The sequence below is a fragment of the Tannerella serpentiformis genome (assembly GCF_003033925.1).
Taxonomy (GTDB): domain Bacteria; phylum Bacteroidota; class Bacteroidia; order Bacteroidales; family Tannerellaceae; genus Tannerella; species Tannerella serpentiformis.
Genome location: NZ_CP028365.1, coordinates 2,289,142 through 2,311,423, shown reverse-complemented (window position 1 = coordinate 2,311,423; position 22,282 = coordinate 2,289,142). Strand labels below are relative to the sequence as shown.

Genomic DNA, 22,282 nt, shown 5'->3' with positions numbered 1-22,282 from the left:
TTTAAGGGATCATCTGGCCGTAGCGATAAAACGTCTTGTAAACTCTTTTCCGATAAAAAGTTTCGGGCAATTAGTACTGCTCAGCTTTGCCATTACTGACTTTACACCTGCAGCCTATCTACGTCGTAGTCTTCGACGACCCTTTAATGGATATCTCATCTTGAGGAAGGCTTCGTACTTAGATGCTTTCAGCACTTATCCTTTCCAGACTTAACTACCCGGCTGTGCTCCTGGCGAAACAACCGGCATATCAGAGGTCTGTCCGACACGGTCCTCTCGTACTAGTGTCAGGATCCCCGCAAATATCTTACGCCCACGATAGATAGAGACCGAACTGTCTCACGACGTTCTGAACCCAGCTCGCGTGCCACTTTAATGGGCGAACAGCCCAACCCTTGGGACCTTCTCCAGCCCCAGGATGTGACGAGCCGACATCGAGGTGCCAAACCGCCGCGTCGATATGAGCTCTTGGCGGCGATCAGCCTGTTATCCCCGGAGTACCTTTTATCCTTTGAGCGATGGCCCTTCCATACGGAACCACCGGATCACTATGCTCTAGTTTCCTACCTGATCGACTTGTAGGTCTCTCAGTCAAGCACCCTTATGCCATTACACTCTGCGACCGGTTACCAATCGGTCTGAGGGTACCTTTAGAAGCCTCCGTTACGCTTTTGGAGGCGACCACCCCAGTCAAACTACCCACCATACACCGTCCTCCCTTTCCCGGGAGTTAGAAACCAAACACACAAAGGGCCGTATTTCAACAGCGGCTCCACGATGACTGGCGTCACCGTCTCTCAGCCTCCGGCCTATCCTACACATCGCATGCCCAATTTCAATGTAAAGCTATAGTAAAGGTTCACGGGGTCTTTTCGTCCCATCGCGGGTAATCGGCATCTTCACCGATACTACAATTTCACCGAGCTCACAGTTGAGACAGTGCCCAGATCGTTACACCATTCGTGCAGGTCGGAACTTACCCGACAAGGAATTTCGCTACCTTAGGACCGTTATAGTTACGGCCGCCGTTTACTGGGGCTTCAATTCAATGCTTCTCCCTTACAGGATGACATCTCCTCTTAACCTTCCAGCACCGGGCAGGTGTCAGACCATATACCTCATCTTTCGATTTCGCATAGTCATGTGTTTTTGTTAAACAGTCGCCTGGGCCTATTCTCTGCGACCAATATTGCTATTGGCGTCCTTTATCCCGAAGTTACAGGACCATTTTGCCTAGTTCCTTAACCGTGAATCACTCGAGCGCCTTAGTATTTTCAACCCGACCACGTGTGTCCGTTTCGAGTACGGGTGCTTTGTAGATATGTTTAGCGGGTTTTCTTGGGAGCCTGATTACGCTCTTATTACATTGTACAAGTACGCTGCATACTGTCAGGTTCAACTCTTGTCGCGGATTTGCCTACAACAATCAACGTCTACACCCTTTAACCACCTATTCCGTCAGATGGCCGAGCTGTCACTTCTCCGTCTCCACATCACTCCACAAAGCAGTACCGGAATATTAACCGGTTCTTCCATCGGCATCGCCCTTCGGCTTAGCCTTAGGTCCCGACTAACCCTGATCCGATTAGCGTTGATCAGGAACCCTTGGTCTTTCGGCGAGGAGGTTTTTCACCCCCTTTATCGTTACTTATACCTGCATTTGCTTTTCCATCCGCTCCAACAAGAGTCACCTCTCATCTTCAACGCTGATAATGGAATGCTCCCCTACCGATCTTTTCGATCTCACGGCTTCGGTAAACAGCTTATGCCCGATTATTATCCATGCCCGACCCCTCGACCAGTGAGCTGTTACGCACTCTTTAAATGAATGGCTGCTTCCAAGCCAACATCCTGGCTGTCGCTGCGGTCGGACTTCGTTAATGCAACTTAGCTGCTATTTGGGGACCTTAGCCGGTGATCTGGATTCTTCTCCTCTCGGACATGGACCTTAGCACCCATGCCCTCACTCCCGGGATGTTGCTGATGAGCATTCGGAGTTTGGCCGGACTTGATAGGCGGTGAAGCCCTCGCATCCAATCAGTCGCTCTACCTCTCATCAGTACCTTACCCGAGGCTGCACCTAAATGCATTTCGGGGAGTACGAGCTATCTCCAAGTTTGATTAGCCTTTCACCCCTACCCACAGCTCATTGGAACACTTTTCAACGTATATCCATTCGGCCCTCCAGTTGGTGTTACCCAACCTTCAGCCTGGCCATCGGTAGATCACTTGGTTTCGCGTCTGCTCCTTTTGACTTAGTCGCCCTATTCAGACTCGCTTTCGCTTCGGCTGCGCACCTACTGATGCTTAACCTTGCCAAAAAGAACAACTCGCAGGTTCATTATGCAAAAGGCACGCCGTCACACCTTAAAGGTGCTCCGACCGCTTGTAGGCAGACGGGTTCAGGGTCTATTTCACTCCTCTATTCGAGGTTCTTTTCACCTTTCCCTCACGGTACTGGTTCACTATCGGTCTCTCGGGAGTATTTAGCCTTACGGGATGGTCCCCGTAGATTCGGTCAGGATTTCACGTGTCCCGACTTACTCAGGATATCGCTAGGCTTCACAAAAGATTCGTGTACGGGACTTTCACCCTCTATGGCCCTCTTTCCAGCGGGTTCCACTTCCTTTGCCTCTTGCCACATTGCGATCCTACAACCCCATATGATGCCAAAACATCTATGGTTTGGGCTCTTACGCGTTCGCTCGCCACTACTTACGCAATCATTATTATTTTCTCTTCCTATGGGTACTTAGATGTTTCAGTTCCCCACGTTTGCTCATCTTTCGATGTGATTGGTCTTCTACCAATCGGGTTTCCCCATTCGGACATCCCGGCGTCAAGGGTTATTTGCACCTCAACCGGGCTTTTCGCAGCTTATCACGTCCTTCGTCGCCTCCGAGAGCCAAGGCATCCACCGTCTGCCCTTCTTTTACTTTTTATCTTTAATTGATCGTTCATCACTGGACGCACAATCCGTTTTATCTATAGGCTCTTCTTTTCGATTTTTACCTTAATTTCTCTTAGTCTCCTTTGTATCGAACCAATTCCGAGTAAAATTCCCTCTTGAGGATACTTCTTCTCATATTGCTTCAACACGAAGTCTTTACTTTGTTTTGTCCATCAATGTCAAAGATCTTATTCTTATCAATCCCCAAATCTAGGTTCTGATAATTATGTGGAGAATAACGGATTCGAACCGTTGACCCCCTGCTTGCAAAGCAGGTGCTCTAGCCAGCTGAGCTAATCCCCCATATTGTCTCTTAAGTAGTCCCAGGCAGAGTTGAACTGCCGACCTCTACATTATCAGTGTAGCGCTCTAACCAACTGAGCTATAGGACTCTCTTTCAACTTCCGCCGGGAATATGGAAAACTTCTTCTTTAGCCTCATCATGATGATTGTTTACGAACATCTAAGAATCAACTACCCAGCTTCTTTTATTCTTCTATTTATAACATGTAAACAAGAAAGTAGTACATACTAAAACGAAGTACTTGACTATAATACAGAAAATCGGACATCTTCTGAGCTTGCTCCAGAAAGGAGGTGTTCCAGCCGCACCTTCCGGTACGGCTACCTTGTTACGACTTAGCCCCAGTCACCAGTTTTACCCTAGGCCGATCCTCAACGGTTACGGACTTTAGGCACCCCCGGCTCCCATGGCTTGACGGGCGGTGTGTACAAGGCCCGGGAACGTATTCACCGCGCCATGGCTGATGCGCGATTACTAGCGAATCCAGCTTCACGGAGTCGAGTTGCAGACTCCGATCCGAACTGAGACAGGGTTTAGAGATTTGCATCCGATCGCTCGGTAGCTGCCCTTTGTCCCTGCCATTGTAACACGTGTGTCGCCCCGGATGTAAGGGCCGTGCTGATTTGACGTCATCCCAACCTTCCTCACAGCTTACGCCGGCAGTCCCGCCAGAGTCCTCAGCTTGACCTGTTAGCAACTGACAGTCAGGGTTGCGCTCGTTATGGCACTTAAGCCGACACCTCACGGCACGAGCTGACGACAACCATGCAGCACCTACATACCTGCCATTGCTGGAAAACCACTCTCGCAGTTCGTCAGGTACATTTCAATCCCGGGTAAGGTTCCTCGCGTATCATCGAATTAAACCACATGTTCCTCCGCTTGTGCGGGCCCCCGTCAATTCCTTTGAGTTTCACCGTTGCCGGCGTACTCCCCAGGTGGATTACTTAACGCTTTCGCTGTAGAGCTTACACTATATCGCAAACTCCTAGTAATCATCGTTTACTGCGTGGACTACCAGGGTATCTAATCCTGTTTGATACCCACGCTTTCGTGCTTCAGTGTCAGTTATGCCTTAGTAAGCTGCCTTCGCAATCGGAGTTCTGCGTGATCTCTATGCATTTCACCGCTACACCACGCATTCCGCCTACTTCATCCATACTCAAGACCACCAGTTTCAACGGCAATTTTATCGTTGAGCGACAAACTTTCACCACTGACTTAACAGTCCACCTACGCACCCTTTAAACCCAATAAATCCGGATAACGCTCGCATCCTCCGTATTACCGCGGCTGCTGGCACGGAGTTAGCCGATGCTTATTCGCAGGGTACATACAACTACCCACACGTGAATATCTTTATTCCCCTGCAAAAGAAGTTTACAACCCATAGGGCCGTCATCCTTCACGCGACTTGGCTGGTTCAGGCTCTCGCCCATTGACCAATATTCCTCACTGCTGCCTCCCGTAGGAGTCTGGTCCGTGTCTCAGTACCAGTGTGGGGGACTTTCCTCTCAGAACCCCTAACCATCGTAGGCTTGGTGAGCCGTTACCTCACCAACTACCTAATGGCACGCATGCCCATCCACAACCGATAAATCTTTAACAAATAACACCATGCGGTGTCCCTGTTTTATGAAGTATTAGACCGACTTTCGCCGGATTATTCTTCTGTTGTGGGTAGGTTGCATACGCGTTACTCACCCGTGCGCCGGTCGCCAACTTTGTATTGCTACAAATTGCTGCCCCTCGACTTGCATGTGTTAAGCCTGTCGCTAGCGTTCATCCTGAGCCAGGATCAAACTCTCCGTTGTTGATATTGTTTATATCCTTTGCTTCGCTCATAGATGCCCTTTTCTTATTGTATCATTGACGGTACTTTCTATTCTTTCTGTACTACATCTTGTATACATGTAAATCTTACAAAGATCGCTCTTTCGCTGATAGAGGAATCTATTATTGACTTTCCTCATTCTAGCATTTTTTCTTTCTTCCGACCTGCTCTCTCTTGCAGGTTTCGGGGCGCAAAGATAAAACCCTTTATTTCATTCCACCAAATTTTTCGAGAAAAAAATTTTCGAGTGGACTCTCTTGTTGAACGGTGCTTGCTTCTTTACTCACATTTGAGTGGATAACTCTTATCAAGCTTCCCGTCGCTGAATCTTACACTTAAATATATCGACTTCTTCCTATTAACTAAGAAGAAGACTGCTTTCCAAGTTCTTTTTCTTTAACGACTCTTACCGTTCGCTCTTCCAGCATTTCATCTTTATCGTCGCTCCCTCTCTCGAAAGCGGGTGCAAAAGTACATGGACTTTCTTCTCTTCCAAATCTTACCACTACATCTGCTGTGTTAAATTATGCTTGATTGCTGATTTACAGTCTCTACACGAAAACGAGGACCGCTGTTTTTTTTATCAAGACAGCCAATCCAAGAGGCAAAATCTCTATTCATGGTGGTAGGGTTCCCCTTTTATGATCGTCATTGAGCGGTATAGCTGTTCTAAGAAGATCACTCGAACCATTTGATGGGAGAAGGTCATTCGGCTAACGGATAAACGATCTGTTGCACGGGTGTAGACGGCGTCACTGAACCCGTAAGGGCCGCCAATGACGAAAATAAGCCGTCTGGAGGGCTGTTGCAGTCGCTTCGAGAGGTAGACAGAGAAGCCGACGGAGGTGTGTTCGGTACCCTTTTCGTCGAGTAAGATGCATTGATCGCTTGGTTGTAGTGCTTTCAGGATCTGTTGGCCTTCTTGGGCTTTTTGCTGCGATTCGGTGAGGCGGGCGGCGTTTTTGACGTCGGGAATGATGCGTAAGGAGAAGGGTAGATAGTGGATCAGGCGGCGGACATACTCGTCTTGTGCTTCGCGCCAATAGGAGTGGTCGGTTTTGCCGATCATCCAAAGTTCGACGTTCATGATTCGGAGTGCTGCTGGTTTTCGGTTGCGGGAGGGGGCGCTATGAGTGAGTGGTGACGCTTGGCACGGAGGGTCTGGCGGGTGATAAGGGTCGTCTTGTTGCGCTTGATGAGGGCGTTAACGGAGCGCACGAAGGCGGCGTAGGGTGCGTCGCCATTGAGGTGGATGAGGGCGTTGACAGTCGTAATAAGGTTGCGATAGGCGGCGTCGGCAGCGCGGCGTTTGAGTTGGACGAGGCCAATCGTACGGTCGCCCTTAACGTCTATCCAGTGTTGATAAGCCTCTCGATAGGCGTGATCCTTACGCTCCAAATCGTCGATGAAAGGCGTAATACCAGCCTGTGCGAGTGGGGCGGCGCCAATCTCGCGGAGGCTCTGAATGAGGGTATTGAGGCGCCCGGTTTCGTCGGTACGGTTCCGTATGGAGAGGTCGCCGATGTTACGGATCAGTTGAAGGGCGCGGGTTGAAGTGGCGGCCACGTCCGGATCAGGATGGCGGGTGCAGACCTTAACGTAAGCGCGAAGGGTACGCCAGGCATTGTCGCGCGCCTTGTCGTGGCGGGCGGCGATGACGGCTGGAGAGGTGGTTCCAGAGGTTTCGACAGCGTCGTCGAACGCGCGATACACCGCCCGATAGTCCTCGACGGCCGATTTGAGTTTGTCGGAATAGCCTTCATCCGCGGTTTCGAGCGGCAGATCCGGAAGCATCTCCTGTATCAGGGATTGATAGCCAAAATCTTCCATCGAAAGGAGCAGTCCTATGCTCAATCCATCTACTTTCATTTTGTCGTTCTCCTTACATTATATATATGTGTACTTTTTCGAGTTGTCGAGGCCTGACCGCATGCCATTTTGTCACTTCGACAGCGAACAAAGACCCAACTCCTCCTTGCGCAAAGGTATTTCTAAAAGAGAGACGATCGTCATAGGCTATGACAATCCTTCTACATATGAAAAGTATGCATCATAGTCTATGACAATACTTTATGTAATGGATACCATCTGTCATAGGCTATGAAAGTTCTTATACGCATGAAACATAAAAATCATAGCCTATGAATAGTCCTTAGATGGATTATACCTCTCATTATACGCTATGAATACCTCTACACATATCAATAGAAAGAATTATAGACTATGATATATCTTCTTTATACGCATATACTCCCTCATATCCTATGAAAATAAATAACGAACTATATACTTAATATCATAGTCAATAATACTAAACCAATACACTAATATCATCTTTCATAGGCTATGGAGATATACATTCAGATGAAATAATGAGATTATAGGACTGCTTGGAGAGACAGACGAGAGACCAAGCACGGGAATAAGACAAGGGGGCGATCGGACGCAAAACAAGGGGTCGGAATGCGGCATGACGGGCCGTTTGATGGCCCAAAAAGCGCTTCCAAGCGGCGGTGTGGCCGGTCCGTACGACGTAGATCCGCTGATTCGTGCCATTTTGTGCGCTGGGATAATCGTCCGTACCTTTGCCTTAACTTCAAGTGGAAATGGAAAAAAACTCGAGACAGGGATATTTTCTTCAATGGTTGATCGGGGTGGGTGACTTGGTGCTCATCAATGCCCTGTTTCTCGTTTTATATCGTGCGCTCAGCGCTGATTACACGCGACTTATCGGTCACAGCCTCAAGGAAATCATCCTGTTGCTGAACTTCTGTTACTTCTTCGCCCTCTACTTCGTTCCCGTCCGGGTGCACCTCTCGGTGGTCTTCTTGGACAACATCGTCAAACGGTCGTTCATGCTGATTACGTTTCAGATGATCATGTTCACCACATGCCTCATTTTCATGCGTATCGGGCACGGATCGGCGCGCTTTCTGATCATTCTTTATGGCACGCTGTTGGTCGCTTTTTCGCTGTGGCGCGTGGTGATGCGGGTGATTGTAAAGATCTATCGGCGGAAGGGGTACAGCGTGAAAAACGTGATCATTGTGGGGGCCGGAAAGAACGGGCTGGAGCTGTATAAAGTGCTCAAAAACGACATGGCGTACGGCTTCAATGTGTACGGCTTTTTCGATGATAACGAGGCGCTTCGAGGCGAACTGCCGAACTACCTCGGGCGGCTGAAGGAGACGGAAGCCTTCATCGAAACGCACCCCGTGGACGAGATTTATTGCACCATCCCGGGGGCCAATAGCGAGAAGATCTCGGGGCTGCTTTCGTTTGCCGAGAAGCACATGATCCGCTTCTACATTCTGCCTGATTTTTATCGCGACATCAAGAAAAGTATGGTGATGGAAATCATGGAGTACGTGCCCCTGCTGTCGATCCGCAACGAGCCGCTGCAGTCGGCCTCGAACCGGGCCGTGAAGCGGGCGTTTGACATCCTCTTTTCATCGCTGGTGATGCTGCTCCTTTACCCCATGCTCTATCTCGTGATCGGGCTGCTGATCAAGCTTAGCTCGCCCGGGCCGATCCTGTTCAAGCAGAAGCGCACGGGGCTCTACGGCAAGGAATTTGACTGCTATAAGTTCCGCACCATGCGCGTCAACAAGGAGGCCGACGAGAAACAGGCCACGCGCGACGACCCACGCACGACGCCGATCGGGGCCTTCCTCCGACACACGAATCTGGACGAGATCCCGCAGTTTGTGAACGTGCTGAAGGGCGACATGTCCGTCGTCGGGCCGCGGCCGCACATGCTCAAGCACACCGAGCAATACTCGAAGCTGATCGACAAATACATGGTGCGCCATCTGGTCAAACCCGGCATCACGGGTTGGGCGCAGATCACGGGCTATCGCGGCGAGACGAAGACGCTGGAGCAGATGGAGGGGCGCGTCAAGCGCGACGTGTGGTACATCGAAAACTGGTCCTTCTTCCTCGATCTGAAGATCATCTACGTGACGGTGATCAACATGTTTCAAGGCGAAAAAAACGCGTACTGACGATGGGACGAATCCTAGCCGTGGACTACGGCGCAAAGCGTACGGGGCTGGCCGTCACCGACACGCTGCAAATCGCAGCCGGCGGGCTGACGACGGTGGCCAGTGCGGAGGCCGTAAACTATATCGTGGCCTATGCCGCACGCGAACCATTAGAACGGGTCGTCGTGGGGCTGCCCAAGCAGATGGACAATCGGCCGTCGGAAAATATGGCTCGGGTGGAGGCCTTCGCCCGTCGGTTGGAGGCCGCACTGCCGGCAGGTGTGGAGGTCACGTTTTACGACGAACGCTTCACGTCTGTCATGGCACATCGGGCGATGATCGACGGAGGACTCGGTCGGAAACGTCGGCAAGACAAAGCCCTGGTCGACGAGATCAGCGCCGTGCTCATCCTGCAGGGCTATATGGAATGGATGAAAAGTCCCGGCGCTACCGGTCATCCACACCTACTTTGACTACTTATAACAACCCTATAACGACTGTGGGCATCAGGCCCACATAACTACTTATTACTACTAATGATACTACCGATTTATACCTACGGCCAAGCCGTACTAAGAGAAGAAACGAAGCCCATCGACAGCAGCTATCCTGAGCTGCAACAGCTGATCGCCGACATGTTTGAGACGATGTATAATGCTGACGGCATCGGGCTGGCCGCACCGCAGATAGGGCGCTCCATCAAGCTGCTTGTGATTGACGGCACACCGCTGGCTAACGATCATCTGGACTGCAAAGACTTCAAACGCGTGCTGATCAACCCCGAGATCGTGGAGGAGAGTCCGGAACGCGTGACCTATGAGGAGGGCTGCCTCAGCTTCCCCGGCGTGCATGAGCGCGTAACGCGGGCCGAGCGCATCCGCGTGAAGTACCTGAACGAACGCTTCGAGCCGGTCGAGGAGGCGCTGGGCGGATTCGCCGCGCGCATCGTGGAGCACGAGTGTGAACACCTGGCTGGAGAGCTCTTCATCGACAACATCTCGCCCATCCGCCGGCAGCTGAACAAGGCCAAGCTGAACAACATCATCAAGGGCAAAGCGTCGTGCCGCTACCGCATCAAGCCGGCCAACAAAAAGTAAGTCGCCATGAGACGGGCACTGACATACCTCTTCTTCCTGCTCGCGATCGCGGTGCACATGCAGGCGCAGGTCAACACCGACCGGGTGATGGCCATCGGCCGTAATGCGCTCTATTTCGAGGATTATGTCCTGTCCATCCAGTACTTCAACCAGGTGATCAAGGCCAAGCCATGGATGGCTGAGCCGTACTTCTACCGCGCTGTGGCGAAGCTGAACTTGGATGATTTCCAGGGCGCCGAGGAAGACTGTACGCTCAGCCTCGAGCGCAACCCTTTCCTGGCGCAGGCCTACTATGCGCGCGGCATCGCCCGGCAGAGCCTCGAGAAGTATGCCGGAGCGATCGAGGATTACACGAAGGGGCTGGAGTTCAAGCCGGGCGACCGGGCGATGATGTCGAACAAAGCCATCGCATATGTACAGAAGAAGGATTTCACGGATGCCGAGCAAGTCTTCGAGGAACTGATCCGCGCGCACCCGAAGCAGTCGCTGGGCTACCTCACGCGCGCCGCCATGTATCTCGAAAAGGGCGACACGGCGAAGGCGCTTTCAGACTACGATCGGGCCATCGCCCTCGATTCGTTCTATGCACCGTGCTACGCCAACCGCGCCCTGACGCTTTACCAGTCCGGCCGCTACACCGAGGCGCTCAAGGATCTCGACCAAGCCATCCGACTCAACACGCGGGAGCCCGGTTATTACATCAACCGCGGACTGGTACGCTACGAGCTGAACGACCTGCGCGGCGCGATGGCCGACTATGATCAGGTGATCGAAATGGACGCCGACAACCGCATCGCCCGCTTCAATCGTGGACTGCTCCGGGCGCAGGTGGGCGACGACAACCGTGCCATCGAGGACTTCGACGTCGTGCTCCGACTGGAGCCTGACAACGACATCGCCCGCTTCAACCGCGCCACGTTGCTCTTCAAAACGGGCGACTATCGGGCCACGATCCGCGACCTCGACGCCGTGCTTCGTCGCTACCCCGACTTCGTGCAGGGCTACTATTACCGCGCCGACGTGAAGCGACGACTGAACGACCTCAAGGGTGCCGATCGCGACTATATCGCAGCAATGAAGATCGAGGACGATTGCCGGCGCGGGCGCCGCAGCGTCACCTCCACGGCGGCGAAGGACAGCACCCGGTCGGGCGCCAACGATCGCACGCGCGAGGAGTCGGACCGCAACATCGAAAAGTTCAGCCGCCTCGTCGTCTACGACCGCAAGGAGGAGCAGAAAAGCAAATATCAAAGCGAGATCCGCGGTCGCGTGCAGGACCGCAACGTGCAGGTGGAGCTGGAGCCGATGTTCGTCCTTACGTACTACGAGCGGCAGGCCGACGTCCGCGAGCGCGTTTTCTACGACCGGCTTGTGGAGCGCTTCAACGACCGTCGGGTGCTGGCCTGGCGACTGCTCCTAACCAACCGCGAGGCGGCCCTGACCGAAGAACAGATCGCGGCCCACTTCGCTTCCATCGACAGCTACTCCAAGCGCATCGAACGCACGCCCGGCAACGCCGATCTGCACTTCGGGCGCGCCCTGGACTACCTGCTCGTGCAGGATTTCACCGAGGCCTTGCGCGACCTCGACCGCACGATTGAGCTGGCCCCGGACGCTGCCCCCCTCGCCTACTTCGCCCGCGCCGTGGTGCGTTACAAGCAGCTTGAGTCCGCGCGTTCGCAACAGCCTGACGTCACATCTGCCGCCGCCTCGCCCTTCCGATTCGGCGCCGCCACGCGACCGTCCACCTCGGCCGACGCCCGCGACCCCTCCCCCGCCGACGAGGCCCGACGGCATGAGCACGAGCTGATCTTGCGCGACTATGACCAGGTCATCCGCCTCGCTCCGGACTTCGCCTTTGCCTACTTCAACCGCGGCAACCTGCGCTGCACGGGCCGAGACTTCCGCGCCGCCATCGCCGACTATGACGAGGCCATCCGCCGCGACCCCGAGCTGGCCGAGGCCTACTTCAATCGTGGGCTGGCCGAACTCTCGATGGGCAACGCCACGCGCGGCATCGTCGACCTGAGCAAGGCCGGCGAGTTGGGTCTGCCGAGCGCCTACAGCATCATCCGTCGCATGACGGAGGAAAGCAAGAGCAACGAGTAGCCACCCGTTCGGTGCCCCCCTCATACCCACGAAAAAAGGCCGTTTGACGAAGTGTCGAACGGCCTTTCTGCTTTTTGGGCAGACGTATCGCCCCCCTCGAAAGCGCATCTTTTCGCCCGAAACGGCTAAAAAGTAGTTTGCAGCCATTTCGGGTGACCAGAAGCGACCAAAAAGTAGTTTGCGGCCATTTCGGGTCACCAGTTAACGGTTTCGAGGGCTGGAAAGGTCATTTCATGCGACATGAAACGGCTTCGACGGTCGGAAATGTCATTTCATGTCACATGAAACGGCTTCGACGGTCGGAAATGTCATTTCATGTCACATGAAACGGCTTCGACGGCCGGAAATGCCATTTCATGCGACATGAAACGGCTTCGACGGTCGGAAATGTCATTTTATGCGACATGAAACGGCTTCGACGGTCGGAAATGCCATTTCATGCGACATGACGCGGCTTCGGAGATCACCGACGTCTTTTCAAAAGATGCGCTTCCCGATCTGCATCCGGTCCGGACAAAAAAAGAGCCGCCGCCCGAGTTAAGCACTCTGAAGGCGACGGCTCACGTCTAATGTTGATGACTTATGAAAAAGAAAAATCGCATCAAGTGCGGCCGGCCTTAGCCGACCTTACGAATCAGCTCCATGCCCTTGCGGATAGCCTCCTCATTGACGGGGATCAGCTTGTGATGCCGCTCGGGGAGCGTCTTCTTCAGCCCACGCAGGACGCTCTCCATCTGTACCATCGGCACCACCTTGAGGAGGCCGCCGAGGACGATCATGTTGAACGTCTTCTGCATGTTCAGCTCCGTAGCCGCGTCCATCGCGTCGATACGATAGACGTTGATATCGGTGCGTGTGGCGGGGCGCTGTATGCCGTAGCCGTCGTAGATCAGGACGCCGCCCGGCTTCACCTTCGGCTCAAACTTGTCCAACGAGGGCTGATTGAGCACGATGGCTATGTCGTACGAGTTCAAGATCGGCGAGCTGATCCGCTCGTCATTCAGAATCACGGTCACGTTGGCCGTACCGCCGCGCTGCTCCGGGCCGTAGGAGGGCATCCAGGTGACCTCCTTGTCTTCCATCAGCCCCGAGTAAGCCAAAATCTTACCCATCGAGAGCACTCCCTGTCCGCCGAATCCGGCGATGATAATCTCATGTTGCATGGTTGTATCTTCTTTATCGGTTAAACGGATCGGGATCAGATATTCTTCAGGTCGCCCAGCGGATAGGCGGGGAACATGTTCTCTTCCATCCAGCGGTTGGACGCCGTGGGCGACTTCTTCCAGCCTGAGGAGCAAGTCGAAACGACTTCCACAACGGAGGTGCCTTTGCCGGCCATCGAGTTCTCGAAAGCCAGTCGGAGCATCTTCTTCGTCTTCCTTACAGCGGCGGGTGTCTGGACGCTCTGGCGAGTCACGAGGCAGGTGCCGTCGAGTTGAGCCAGGATGTTACCAATCTTGAGCGGGTAGCCATTCAGGGCCACGTCGCGGCCGTAGGGGCAGGTGGCGGTAGGCATACCGATCAGCGTGGTGGGGGCCATCTGTCCGCCCGTCATGCCGTAGATGGCGTTGTTGACGAAGATGATGACGATGTTTTCCCCGCGATTGGCGGCGTGGATGGTCTCAGCGGTACCGATGGCGGCCAAGTCGCCGTCGCCCTGATAGGTGAAGACCAGCTTGCCCGGGTTCACGCGTTTGAGGGCCGTGGCTACGGCAGGCGCACGTCCGTGGGCCGCTTCCACCCAGTCCACATCAATATAGTTGTATGCAAAGACGGCGCAGCCCACAGGTGACACGGCCACCGTCTTATCCTCCATGCCCATCTCGCCGATCACTTCCGCAACCAGTTTATGGATCACGCCGTGGCTACAGCCGGGGCAGTAGTGCATGGGGGTATCGTTCATCAGTGCCGGCTTCGTGTAGACGAGGTTTTCCGGTTTGATGATATCAAAGTCTATCTCATTGGGTTCGGTCAGCGTTTCCACCAACTCAGTTTCGGTTTCGATCAATTCTAATGTTTCCATTTTATGCAGGTGTCTTTTATGATTATCGACTTATCGCCCGCCCATTCGTAGGAAATACTGCACCAGTCGCAGCAGGATAGCCGCACCACCGCACAGCATGAAGGGCAGGCGATTTCCTTTTACCGTAAAATAGAGGATGCCGGCCGCGATGGCGAGCAGCATGAATAGTAACGTGAATAGTTCGTCCCATCGGTCTCCGCGTCTCATCTTGTCTGGTCTCCTTTCAATGTTTACGGTATAAGCGTCACATCAGTTTCTCCTTCACCGCGGCGATGATCTCGTCCGGTGTGAAGACAATTCCGCCCAAGCGGCCGAAGTGTTCCACTTTCACGCGTCCGTTGACGGCCAGCCGAACGTCTTCTACCATCTGGCCCGCGTTGAGCTCGACGGAGAGGATGCCCTTGACTTTGTCCGCACGGTCTGAGATGGCCTTCGTGGGAAACGGCCACAGGGTGATGGGCCTAAGCAGGCCCAGCTTCAGTCCCTCGCCACGCGCCACTTCCATGGCCTTCTGGCAAATGCGAGCCGACGAACCGAAGGCAACCAACAGATAGTCGGCATCCTCACAGCCGATTTCTTCGTAGCGCACCTCGTTCTCTTCGATCTGGCGATACTTCTCTAACAGGTGCAGGTTGCGCTTCTCCATGATGGACGGATCGAGCTCGAGCGACGTGATGATGTTCGGCTCGCGCCCGCCCTTGCGACCCGTCGTGGCCCAAGGCGATTCTTTCTCGATTTCTTCGTCCGTCTTGCGTGGGCGGAAAGGCGGCAGCACCACCTTCTCCATCAGCTGCCCGATCATACCGTCAGAAAGCACCATGGCCGGCGTCCGATACTTGAACGCCAGGTCAAAGCCCAGCGCCACGAAGTCGGCCATCTCCTGCACCGACGAGGGCGCCAGTGTGATGAGGCGGTAATCGCCATGCCCGCCGCCTTTGACGGTTTGGAAATAGTCTGCCTGACTCGGCTGGATCGTTCCCAGACCCGGGCCGCCACGCATAACATTCACCAGCAAACAGGGCAGCTCGGCACCCGCGATGTAAGAGACGCCCTCCTGCATCAAGCTCATGCCCGGGCTGGACGAAGAGGTCATCACTCGTTTGCCCGACCCCGCAGCACCATACACCATGTTGATCGAGGAGACCTCGCTCTCAGCCTGCAGGACAACCATACCGGTCGTTTCCCAAGGCTTCTCAGCCATCAATGTCTCCATTACCTCGGACTGTGGCGTGATCGGATAACCGAAATAGCCGTCCGCACCGGAGCGTATCGCAGCATGTGCGATCGCTTCGTTTCCCTTCATTAATCTGACATCTTCCATGGCTCGTTCATCCTACTTTAGCCCTGTAAATCGTCAGACAGGCGTCTGGGCACACCCAGCCGCAGCTACAGCAGCCAGTGCACGCCTTAGGCGTCTTCATGTACACATAATGGTATCCCTTGTTGTTGACCTCTCGCGGATGCAACTCCAAGACGTCACTGGGACACGCTACTACACATAAGTCGCAGCCTTTACACCTTTCGGTGTTTACGACTACCATTCCTTTTACTCTTGCCATAAGCTATTGTTTTTTAGGTATCCGTCGCAAAAATAGAAAAGCTTATCACAGCAGCAAATAACTTTCAAATTTTCTTTACCACGCAGGCCTTTGCTTACATCTATATAGGAGCAGACGGAACAGAGTGAAAACCTCTAACGAAGGCCATCCGAAGGTGGATCCGTGCGCCGATCCCTCTTGCGTATCTCCGATATCAAGGAATAGGGAGCCACTCCCAGCGCGTGGTTTTAATGTCTGTACCTCTACGGAGATCAAAACCACGCGTGGTTCTAATCTCTGTACCCCTACGGAAAGCAAAACCACGCGTGGTTTTAATGTCTGTACCCCTACGGAGATCAAAACCACGTGTGGTTCTAATGTATGTACCCCTACGGAAAGCAGAACCACGTGTGGTTCTAATCTCTGTACCCCTACGGAGATCGGAATCACGTGTGGTTTTAATCTCCGTAGGGATACAAGGTTTTGACGCAGTTGCCCTGCCTGCGGCGGCTACTTCACAAGAGCCACCGTCCATTTTAGTTTACATTTGCGCGCCTATTTTCAAAGGGGGGGATTAGCTATATAGTCGGTTACCCCTATACCTATTATATATAGTGATACGGAGGCCGGGCACTCCCCCAGAGGCTGCATTTTTACTACCTACTTATTTATAAGCAATGAATATATCGTACAACTGGCTAAGAGATTATCTGCCGTTCGACCTGACGCCTGACGAGGTGGCGGCGGCGCTGACGTCCATCGGACTCGAAACGGGCAGCGTAGAGACGGTGCAGTCCGTCCGTGGTGGATTAGCTGGACTCGTGACGGGTCGCGTGCTGACCTGCACGGCGCACCCCAATTCGGACCATCTGCACCTGACTACGGTCGATGTGGGCAGCGACGAGCCGCTGAAGATCGTCTGTGGCGCGCCCAATGTGGCGGCCGGACAAATGGTCGTCGTGGCCGTGATCGGCGCAAAGCTCTATGACGGCGACAAGGAGTTTGTAATCAAGAAAAGCAAGATACGCGGTGAGGAGTCGTTCGGCATGATCTGCGCCGAAGATGAGATCGGCGTCGGTGTGAGCCACGACGGCATCATTGTCCTGCCCGCTGACACGCCCGTGGGCCTGCCCGCGGCGGAATACTATAAGGTCGAGACGGACCACGTGCTGGAGGTCGACATCACGCCGAACCGCGTCGATGCAACGTCGCACTACGGCGTGGCCCGCGACTTAGCCGCCTACCTCCAGCAACGGGGCACACCCGTTGCGCTCCAACGCCCATCCACCGAGGGCTTCGGCATGGACGACCCGTCGCCGGCCATCGTCATCGAGTCCGTCGACTCCGAGGGCTGCCCACGTTACTCCGGCCTGACGATCCGCGGCGTGACCGTCCGCGAGAGTCCCGAGTGGCTGCGCCGTCGATTGACGGCCATTGGCCTCAGACCGATCAACAATGTGGTGGACGTGACGAATTACGTCCTGCACGAGCTTGGTCAGCCGTTGCACGCCTTTGACGCGGCGAAGATCGCCGGCGGCCGGATTCAGGTTCGCACCATGCCCACGGGCACGCCGTTCACGACGCTCGACGGCATAGAACGCACACTCACAGCCGATGATCTGATGATCTGCGACGCCGAGAAACCGATGTGTATCGGCGGCGTATTTGGCGGACTCGATTCGGGCGTGACAGCGTCCACGACGGATATCTTCCTCGAGTCGGCTTGCTTCAATCCCACATGGATCCGTCGCACGGCACGGCGCTTCGGACTGAGCACAGATGCCTCCTTCCGCTTCGAGCGCGGCCTGGATCCGAACGGCACGATTGAGGTGCTCAAACGCGCCGCATTACTCATCCGTGAGGTGGCTGGCGGACGCATCACGGGTGAGATTCAAGATGTCTATCCGAACAAAGTCGAGCCGTACGCCGTTGACATCACCTACCGCAAGATTGATGAGACAATCGGGCAGACCATCCCACCCGAGACAGTGAAGAGCATCCTCCGCTCGTTAGAAATAGAGATTGCTCATGAGACACCCGAGGGCCTCTCGCTGCGTGTGCCCGTCTACCGCATCGACGTCCGCCGTGACGTGGACGTAATCGAAGACATCCTTCGCATTTATGGATACAACAACGTGGCCTTCGACGACCGCGTGCAGTCCACGCTGAGCTATCGCACGCCGACGGACCGCAGCCAACGCTTAGAGTCGCTCATCTCCGAGCAGCTCTGCGGCGCAGGCTTCCACGAGATCATGAACAATTCGCTCACGCGCCGAGCCAACTACGAAGGCCTCGCAACGATGCCTGCCGACGCCTGCGTGACGCTCATGAATCCGCTGAGTGCCGACCTGAACGTAATGCGCCAAACGCTCCTCTTCGGCGGCTTGCAGACCATCGCGCACAACATCAACCATAAGCAGCGCAACCTCCGCTTCTTCGAGTTCGGCAATTGCTACATGCGCCGCGCTGAGGGACCGTCTGCGGAGGCTGACACACCGCTTAAAGGCTTCGAAGAGGAGCATCGACTGGGCCTTTGGCTGAGTGGCACACGCACGGAAAACAGTTGGCTGCACGCCGACGAACAGACCTCTGTTTACGAGCTGAAGGCTTATGTGGAGAACATCCTCCGGCGCCTCGGCGTAGATGAGAAGAAAACCGTGCGACGCACATTCACCGACGAGATTTACTCCTCCGGCATGACCATCGAGACGGCCGCGGGACGCACACTGGCCACTTTCGGCATCGTCGACCGACGCATTGCTCGACAGGCAGACATCGACACGGAAGTCAGCTTTGCCGAACTATCGTGGACGGCACTGATGAAAGAGACACGTCGGGCGACAACCGTCTTCAGTGAGATCCCGAAATTCCCCGAAGTGCGGCGTGATTTGGCGCTGCTCGTCGACACCGCTGTGACGTTCGCCGAGATCGAACAAACAGCTGCCGAGACGGATCGCAAACTGCTCCGCCGCGTCGTTCTGTTCGATGTCTATGAGGGCAAGAATCTACCGGCCGGCAAGAAGTCGTACGCCGTGAGCTTCTACCTGCAAGACGCTGAACGCACCCTCACCGACCGCCGTATAGACGACCTCATGGCTAAGCTTCGTCGCAACTTGGAATCGAAGCTGGGGGCACAACTGAGATAACTGTAAACTGCAAACCGTAAAACAATAAGATAAAAGAGACAGACTATGGGAAGAGCATTCGAGTTCCGCAAAGCGCGGAAATTCAAGCGTTGGGGCAACATGGCCCGCGTATTCACGAAGTTGGGTAAGGAGATCACCATCGCCGTCAAAGCCGGTGGACCGGACCCGGGCAGCAACCCGAGGCTGCGCGTACTGATGCAGACAGCCAAGAAGGAGAACATGCCCAAGGACAACGTCGACCGCGCCATCAAACGAGCCAGTTCAAAAGATTACACGGACTACAAGGAGATGAACTACGAGGGCTACGGCCCGTTCGGCATCGCCGTCTTCGTGGAGACTGCCACGGACAACACCACACGCACCGTGGGCAACGTCCGCAGCTATTTCAACAAGGCCGGCGGCACACTGGGCACGACCGGATCGCTGGAATTCCTCTTCGATCATAAGTGCGTGTTCCACATCCTCAAGAAGGACGGCGTGTCGCTTGACGACCTCGAACTGGAGCTGATCGACTACGGCGTTGACGAGCTGGAAGAAGACGAGGGCGAGGTGATCCTCTATGGCGACTTCGCGCAGAACGCCGCCATCCAGAAGTATCTCGAAGAGAACGGCTACGAGATCACCTCCAGCGAATTTGTCCGCATCCCCAACGACCTCAAGGACGTGACGCCCGAGCAGCGCGAGACGATCGACAAGCTCATCGAGCGACTCGAGGAGGATGAAGACGTGCAGAACGTCTTCCACAACATGAAGGAGAGCGAAGAGGAGGAATAACCCCTCCTCTGCCTCGCCCCAGAAGGAAAATGAAGAGGGGGTGCCGACATCTGCTGTCGACACCCCCTCTCTCTTTCTCTCTGCGTGCGGCTGAAGGGACTCGAACCCCCACGCCCGGAGGCATCAGATCCTAAGTCTGACGTGGCTACCAATTACACCACAGCCGCCTGTTTCGGGATTATCCGGGTTTGTATCCGCCCTGAGGTGGGCGATGCGTTAACGGGCGGCAAATATAGAAGCAGTTTGCAATTCCGCATCAGAAGAAGGCCGTCAAGCGCAAGCCGGCGGAGAGATAATCGAAGGTGCGCACCTGACTGACAGACCGGATTTGATCCTCGGGGCGGTCGGGATCGGTGTAAGTAATGCGCACCGAAGGGCGGGCGTAATGGTAGTCAGTGTAAAACGTCACGCCCAGCTCGTCGCGAAATTTGTATGTCATCGACGCCCCCACGCCACCCATCCAGGCCGTCTGTGGCTCGTAGGTGTAGAGCGAGAGTTCGCGTTGTAGATCCCTGGTGTCGTGCGCCGGTTCGGCCGTCACCGTCCCCTTGGCGGCAAGGGCCAGCCCCACGTTCGCCTTGGCCATTAGCACCCAACGCTCGCCCGGATCGACGGCGAAGTAGGGGCCCACGCTCATGTTCACCGTCCCCACGGACTGCGCCTGCAACCGCATGTGTCCACGCTCAGGCCGTGCGGCGTCGACCGCCATCTCTTCCGACGGATCGACAGCGAACGTCACGAAAGCACACTCGCCGCCCACTCCCCAGCGTGGCCCAGTAAACCACGCACCCTCGAAGCCCGCCTCCAGCCCCGGGCGCGTCGGCGCATCGGCACCCGTACCCGGATAGGCCAGCAGATTATGCATGGCCACGGCGCTGCCCACGCGCACGGTTAGGAACGACGGCGTGCCACTACTCTCGAAGCGCGAGAAGAGGCTGAGGTTGTCGCCGCGGTTGTGATAGATCTTATCGATGAAGAAATAGCCGAGCTGCGTGGAGAGGATACCAATACCAGCACCGGCCAGAATGTCAGGCACCCAATGGCGGTTGTTCAGGCTGCGCCCGAAGGCCACGAAGGTGGCGCTGGCATAGCTCGAGATGCTGTAGATGGGATTCACATCGCCATACTCCTTGTGCAGTAAGGTAGCGTTGGCAAAAGCCGTGGCCGTGTGCCCCGAGGGGAAGGAGTTGCGCGTCGAGGCGTCGGGCCGCTCCACGCGGGCGGTGTACTTGATGGAGTTCACCACGGCCGTCATAATGGCTAGGCTCGCAGCGTGCGAAAGCAGCGTCCGGGGCCACTTGTTACGCCCACGGACACCCGCCAGTTTCAATCCATAGGTCGCCACCGCTGGCGCATATTGCAGGTAGTTGTCGAACGTATTGCGAAAACCCGGCACATAACGATTGCGGATATGTCGGATATGTTCGCGCTCGCTCCACGTCAGTGCCGAGGCGGTAAAGAAGAGTGCCGGGGCAAAGCCAATGCGCATAGCGTCATGGTCAAAGACAGTGTGCATACGACGACGGGGAACGATGGTCGCACTGTCAAGCATATGTCGCATCCCGTAGCCGCCGACTGTCACCGTATCAGGCGCCGCTGGCGGATAATGGGCGTATTGCGCCGCCGTATGTGGGGCAAAAAGGAGGATCAGTAGCAAAGCGATCACGCTGTGGATGGGTTGTCTTTTCATGCTTACGAGTCAAAAATCATGGGCGCAAAGATAGACCGGGGCACTTTTCACGCCGATCGGCCTTCCTTTCGCCTCTCATCCCTTCCGTGCAAAGCCAAACAGGCACTCGATTGCTTCAGCGAAAATGTTTGGGCCCAAACAAGTACTCGATTGGCTTCGCGCAGTGTGCGCGGCCTCAAACAAGTACTCGATTGGCTCCGCGCAGTGTGCGCGGCCTCAAACAAGTACTCGATTGGCTTCGCGCAGTGTGCGCGGCCCGAAACAAGCACTCGATTGGCTTCGCGCACACTGCGCGGCCCGAAACAAGCGCTCGATTGGGGCGGCTGCGGCCGCCAGCGAAGTTTGGCCGGGTACAAAGCCAATCCCACCTCATTCTTGTACCAAGCATACTTCCCCGGCCTCGGCAGAGGCCGGCCGCCAGCGAAATCTGGTCTGTTACGAGACAAAATCCCACCTCATCATGTACCAAGCATACTTCCCCGGCCTCGGCGGAGGCCTGCGCGGCCTCAAACAGGCACTCGACCGGCTTCGCACAGTGGCCCGGATAAGCAGCGTAATTCGGGCGCCAACAAAAGGCTTCAGCAGACGGTAAACAGACGTGAGTTCAACAAAAGAATGAGATACCCTTATTCATAGAGGATGTCATTGATAGCATGTTGTAACGGCCAACAAGTTCTCCGAAGCACTTGCGGGACTCCCCGCAAACGCCAAAGCAAATGCCGAGAGACCTGCGGGACTCCCGCAAACGCCAAAGCAAATGCCGGGAGACTTGCGGGACTCCCCGCAAACGTCAAAGCAAATGCCGCGAGACTTGCGGGAGTACCCGCAAACGTC

The 22,282-nt window shown here is 55.0% G+C and carries 14 protein-coding genes, 3 tRNA genes and 2 rRNA genes; 6 read left to right on the top strand and 13 right to left on the bottom strand.

Annotated elements, in window-relative coordinates:
- Nucleotides 1-51: 51 nt before the first annotated feature.
- The 6 genes from C7123_RS09775 to C7123_RS09750 form a co-directional block, all read right to left on the bottom strand.
- Nucleotides 52-2,942 (bottom strand): 23S ribosomal RNA (locus C7123_RS09775).
- Between the two features lie 237 nt (nucleotides 2,943-3,179).
- Nucleotides 3,180-3,253: transfer RNA gene (locus C7123_RS09770), tRNA-Ala, on the bottom strand.
- 15 nt (nucleotides 3,254-3,268) lie between these two features.
- Nucleotides 3,269-3,342 (bottom strand) — tRNA-Ile (locus tag C7123_RS09765).
- A 198-nt stretch (nucleotides 3,343-3,540) separates the two neighbouring features.
- Nucleotides 3,541-5,068 (bottom strand): 16S ribosomal RNA (locus C7123_RS09760).
- Together the 16S and 23S rRNA genes with 2 tRNA genes alongside form the textbook arrangement of a ribosomal RNA operon.
- A gap of 633 nt (nucleotides 5,069-5,701) precedes the next feature.
- Nucleotides 5,702-6,175: a 23S rRNA (pseudouridine(1915)-N(3))-methyltransferase RlmH gene (rlmH, locus tag C7123_RS09755; protein WP_069174902.1), complete on the bottom strand. Its 474-nt coding sequence runs from the start codon at nucleotides 6,173-6,175 to the stop codon at nucleotides 5,702-5,704.
- On the bottom strand, nucleotides 6,172-6,957 hold the full coding sequence (locus C7123_RS09750; RefSeq protein WP_159049891.1) for a DUF6261 family protein: 786 nt from the start codon (nucleotides 6,955-6,957) through the stop codon (nucleotides 6,172-6,174). Before C7123_RS09750 ends, rlmH begins: the two co-directional genes overlap by 4 nt.
- A 737-nt stretch (nucleotides 6,958-7,694) precedes the next feature.
- On the opposite strand from C7123_RS09750, the gene C7123_RS09745 reads away from it, so the two are divergent.
- The 4 genes from C7123_RS09745 to C7123_RS09730 all read left to right on the top strand — a co-directional run bounded on the left by C7123_RS09745 (nucleotide 7,695) and on the right by C7123_RS09730 (nucleotide 12,277).
- Complete coding sequence (locus tag C7123_RS09745) at nucleotides 7,695-9,092, top strand: undecaprenyl-phosphate glucose phosphotransferase (RefSeq protein ID WP_037983458.1); 1,398 nt, start codon at nucleotides 7,695-7,697, stop codon at nucleotides 9,090-9,092.
- Between the two features lie 2 nt (nucleotides 9,093-9,094).
- On the top strand, nucleotides 9,095-9,544 hold the full coding sequence (gene ruvX, locus C7123_RS09740) for a Holliday junction resolvase RuvX (RefSeq protein WP_069174900.1): 450 nt from the start codon (nucleotides 9,095-9,097) through the stop codon (nucleotides 9,542-9,544).
- 63 nt (nucleotides 9,545-9,607) lie between these two features.
- Nucleotides 9,608-10,168: a peptide deformylase gene (def, locus tag C7123_RS09735; RefSeq protein WP_037985527.1), complete on the top strand. Its 561-nt coding sequence runs from the start codon at nucleotides 9,608-9,610 to the stop codon at nucleotides 10,166-10,168.
- A 6-nt stretch (nucleotides 10,169-10,174) separates the two neighbouring features.
- The gene (locus C7123_RS09730) at nucleotides 10,175-12,277 is read left to right on the top strand and encodes a tetratricopeptide repeat protein (protein ID WP_069174899.1); all 2,103 of its coding nucleotides are present in this window, start codon (nucleotides 10,175-10,177) and stop codon (nucleotides 12,275-12,277) included.
- A gap of 617 nt (nucleotides 12,278-12,894) precedes the next feature.
- Here the strand turns inward: C7123_RS09730 and C7123_RS09725 are convergent.
- The 5 genes from C7123_RS09725 to C7123_RS09710 form a co-directional block, all read right to left on the bottom strand.
- Nucleotides 12,895-13,440 carry a 2-oxoacid:acceptor oxidoreductase family protein gene (locus C7123_RS09725; protein ID WP_037998765.1) on the bottom strand — a complete coding sequence of 182 codons (546 nt, stop codon included), beginning with the start codon at nucleotides 13,438-13,440 and terminating at the stop codon, nucleotides 12,895-12,897.
- A gap of 35 nt (nucleotides 13,441-13,475) precedes the next feature.
- Nucleotides 13,476-14,180 carry a thiamine pyrophosphate-dependent enzyme gene (locus C7123_RS09720; protein WP_069176330.1) on the bottom strand — a complete coding sequence of 235 codons (705 nt, stop codon included), beginning with the start codon at nucleotides 14,178-14,180 and terminating at the stop codon, nucleotides 13,476-13,478.
- A gap of 150 nt (nucleotides 14,181-14,330) precedes the next feature.
- Nucleotides 14,331-14,507 carry a hypothetical protein gene (locus C7123_RS13150; protein ID WP_173897008.1) on the bottom strand — a complete coding sequence of 59 codons (177 nt, stop codon included), beginning with the start codon at nucleotides 14,505-14,507 and terminating at the stop codon, nucleotides 14,331-14,333.
- Nucleotides 14,508-14,544: 37 nt separating this feature from the next.
- A complete protein-coding gene (locus C7123_RS09715; RefSeq protein WP_037978780.1) occupies nucleotides 14,545-15,621 on the bottom strand; it encodes a 3-methyl-2-oxobutanoate dehydrogenase subunit VorB in 1,077 nt (358 codons plus the stop codon).
- A gap of 7 nt (nucleotides 15,622-15,628) precedes the next feature.
- Nucleotides 15,629-15,859, bottom strand: a complete 231-nt coding sequence (locus C7123_RS09710; RefSeq protein ID WP_083206817.1) for a 4Fe-4S dicluster domain-containing protein — start codon at nucleotides 15,857-15,859, stop codon at nucleotides 15,629-15,631.
- Nucleotides 15,860-16,515: 656 nt separating this feature from the next.
- On the opposite strand from C7123_RS09710, the gene pheT reads away from it, so the two are divergent.
- Both pheT and C7123_RS09700 read left to right on the top strand, forming a co-directional pair.
- Entirely contained in the window at nucleotides 16,516-18,984 is a 2,469-nt protein-coding gene (gene pheT, locus C7123_RS09705) for a phenylalanine--tRNA ligase subunit beta (protein ID WP_069174898.1), read from the top strand.
- Nucleotides 18,985-19,029: 45 nt separating this feature from the next.
- The gene (locus C7123_RS09700) at nucleotides 19,030-19,758 is read left to right on the top strand and encodes a YebC/PmpR family DNA-binding transcriptional regulator (RefSeq protein WP_037979388.1); all 729 of its coding nucleotides are present in this window, start codon (nucleotides 19,030-19,032) and stop codon (nucleotides 19,756-19,758) included.
- Between the two features lie 85 nt (nucleotides 19,759-19,843).
- Here C7123_RS09700 and C7123_RS09695 read toward each other — a convergent pair.
- Together C7123_RS09695 and C7123_RS09690 are read right to left on the bottom strand one after the other, a co-directional pair.
- Nucleotides 19,844-19,925, bottom strand: a tRNA-Leu gene (locus C7123_RS09695).
- 89 nt (nucleotides 19,926-20,014) lie between these two features.
- On the bottom strand, nucleotides 20,015-21,448 hold the full coding sequence (locus C7123_RS09690; protein WP_069174897.1) for a phosphatase PAP2 family protein: 1,434 nt from the start codon (nucleotides 21,446-21,448) through the stop codon (nucleotides 20,015-20,017).
- Between the last annotated feature and the right edge of the window lie 834 nt (nucleotides 21,449-22,282).

What these genes read in the sequence shown, in the direction of transcription:
- C7123_RS09715 (WP_037978780.1), bottom strand. Translation starts at nt 15,621, where the DNA reads ATGGAAGATGTCAGATTAATGAAGGGAAACGAAGCGATCGCACATGCT.
- C7123_RS09725 (WP_037998765.1), bottom strand. Translation starts at nt 13,440, where the DNA reads ATGCAACATGAGATTATCATCGCCGGATTCGGCGGACAGGGAGTGCTC.
- C7123_RS13150 (WP_173897008.1), bottom strand. Translation starts at nt 14,507, where the DNA reads ATGAGACGCGGAGACCGATGGGACGAACTATTCACGTTACTATTCATG.
- C7123_RS09720 (WP_069176330.1), bottom strand. Translation starts at nt 14,180, where the DNA reads ATGAACGATACCCCCATGCACTACTGCCCCGGCTGTAGCCACGGCGTG.
- C7123_RS09745 (WP_037983458.1), top strand. Translation starts at nt 7,695, where the DNA reads ATGGAAAAAAACTCGAGACAGGGATATTTTCTTCAATGGTTGATCGGG.
- pheT (WP_069174898.1), top strand. Translation starts at nt 16,516, where the DNA reads ATGAATATATCGTACAACTGGCTAAGAGATTATCTGCCGTTCGACCTG.
- C7123_RS09710 (WP_083206817.1), bottom strand. Translation starts at nt 15,859, where the DNA reads ATGGCAAGAGTAAAAGGAATGGTAGTCGTAAACACCGAAAGGTGTAAA.
- C7123_RS09700 (WP_037979388.1), top strand. Translation starts at nt 19,030, where the DNA reads ATGGGAAGAGCATTCGAGTTCCGCAAAGCGCGGAAATTCAAGCGTTGG.
- ruvX (WP_069174900.1), top strand. Translation starts at nt 9,095, where the DNA reads ATGGGACGAATCCTAGCCGTGGACTACGGCGCAAAGCGTACGGGGCTG.
- C7123_RS09730 (WP_069174899.1), top strand. Translation starts at nt 10,175, where the DNA reads ATGAGACGGGCACTGACATACCTCTTCTTCCTGCTCGCGATCGCGGTG.
- C7123_RS09690 (WP_069174897.1), bottom strand. Translation starts at nt 21,448, where the DNA reads ATGAAAAGACAACCCATCCACAGCGTGATCGCTTTGCTACTGATCCTC.
- C7123_RS09750 (WP_159049891.1), bottom strand. Translation starts at nt 6,957, where the DNA reads ATGAAAGTAGATGGATTGAGCATAGGACTGCTCCTTTCGATGGAAGAT.
- rlmH (WP_069174902.1), bottom strand. Translation starts at nt 6,175, where the DNA reads ATGAACGTCGAACTTTGGATGATCGGCAAAACCGACCACTCCTATTGG.
- def (WP_037985527.1), top strand. Translation starts at nt 9,608, where the DNA reads ATGATACTACCGATTTATACCTACGGCCAAGCCGTACTAAGAGAAGAA.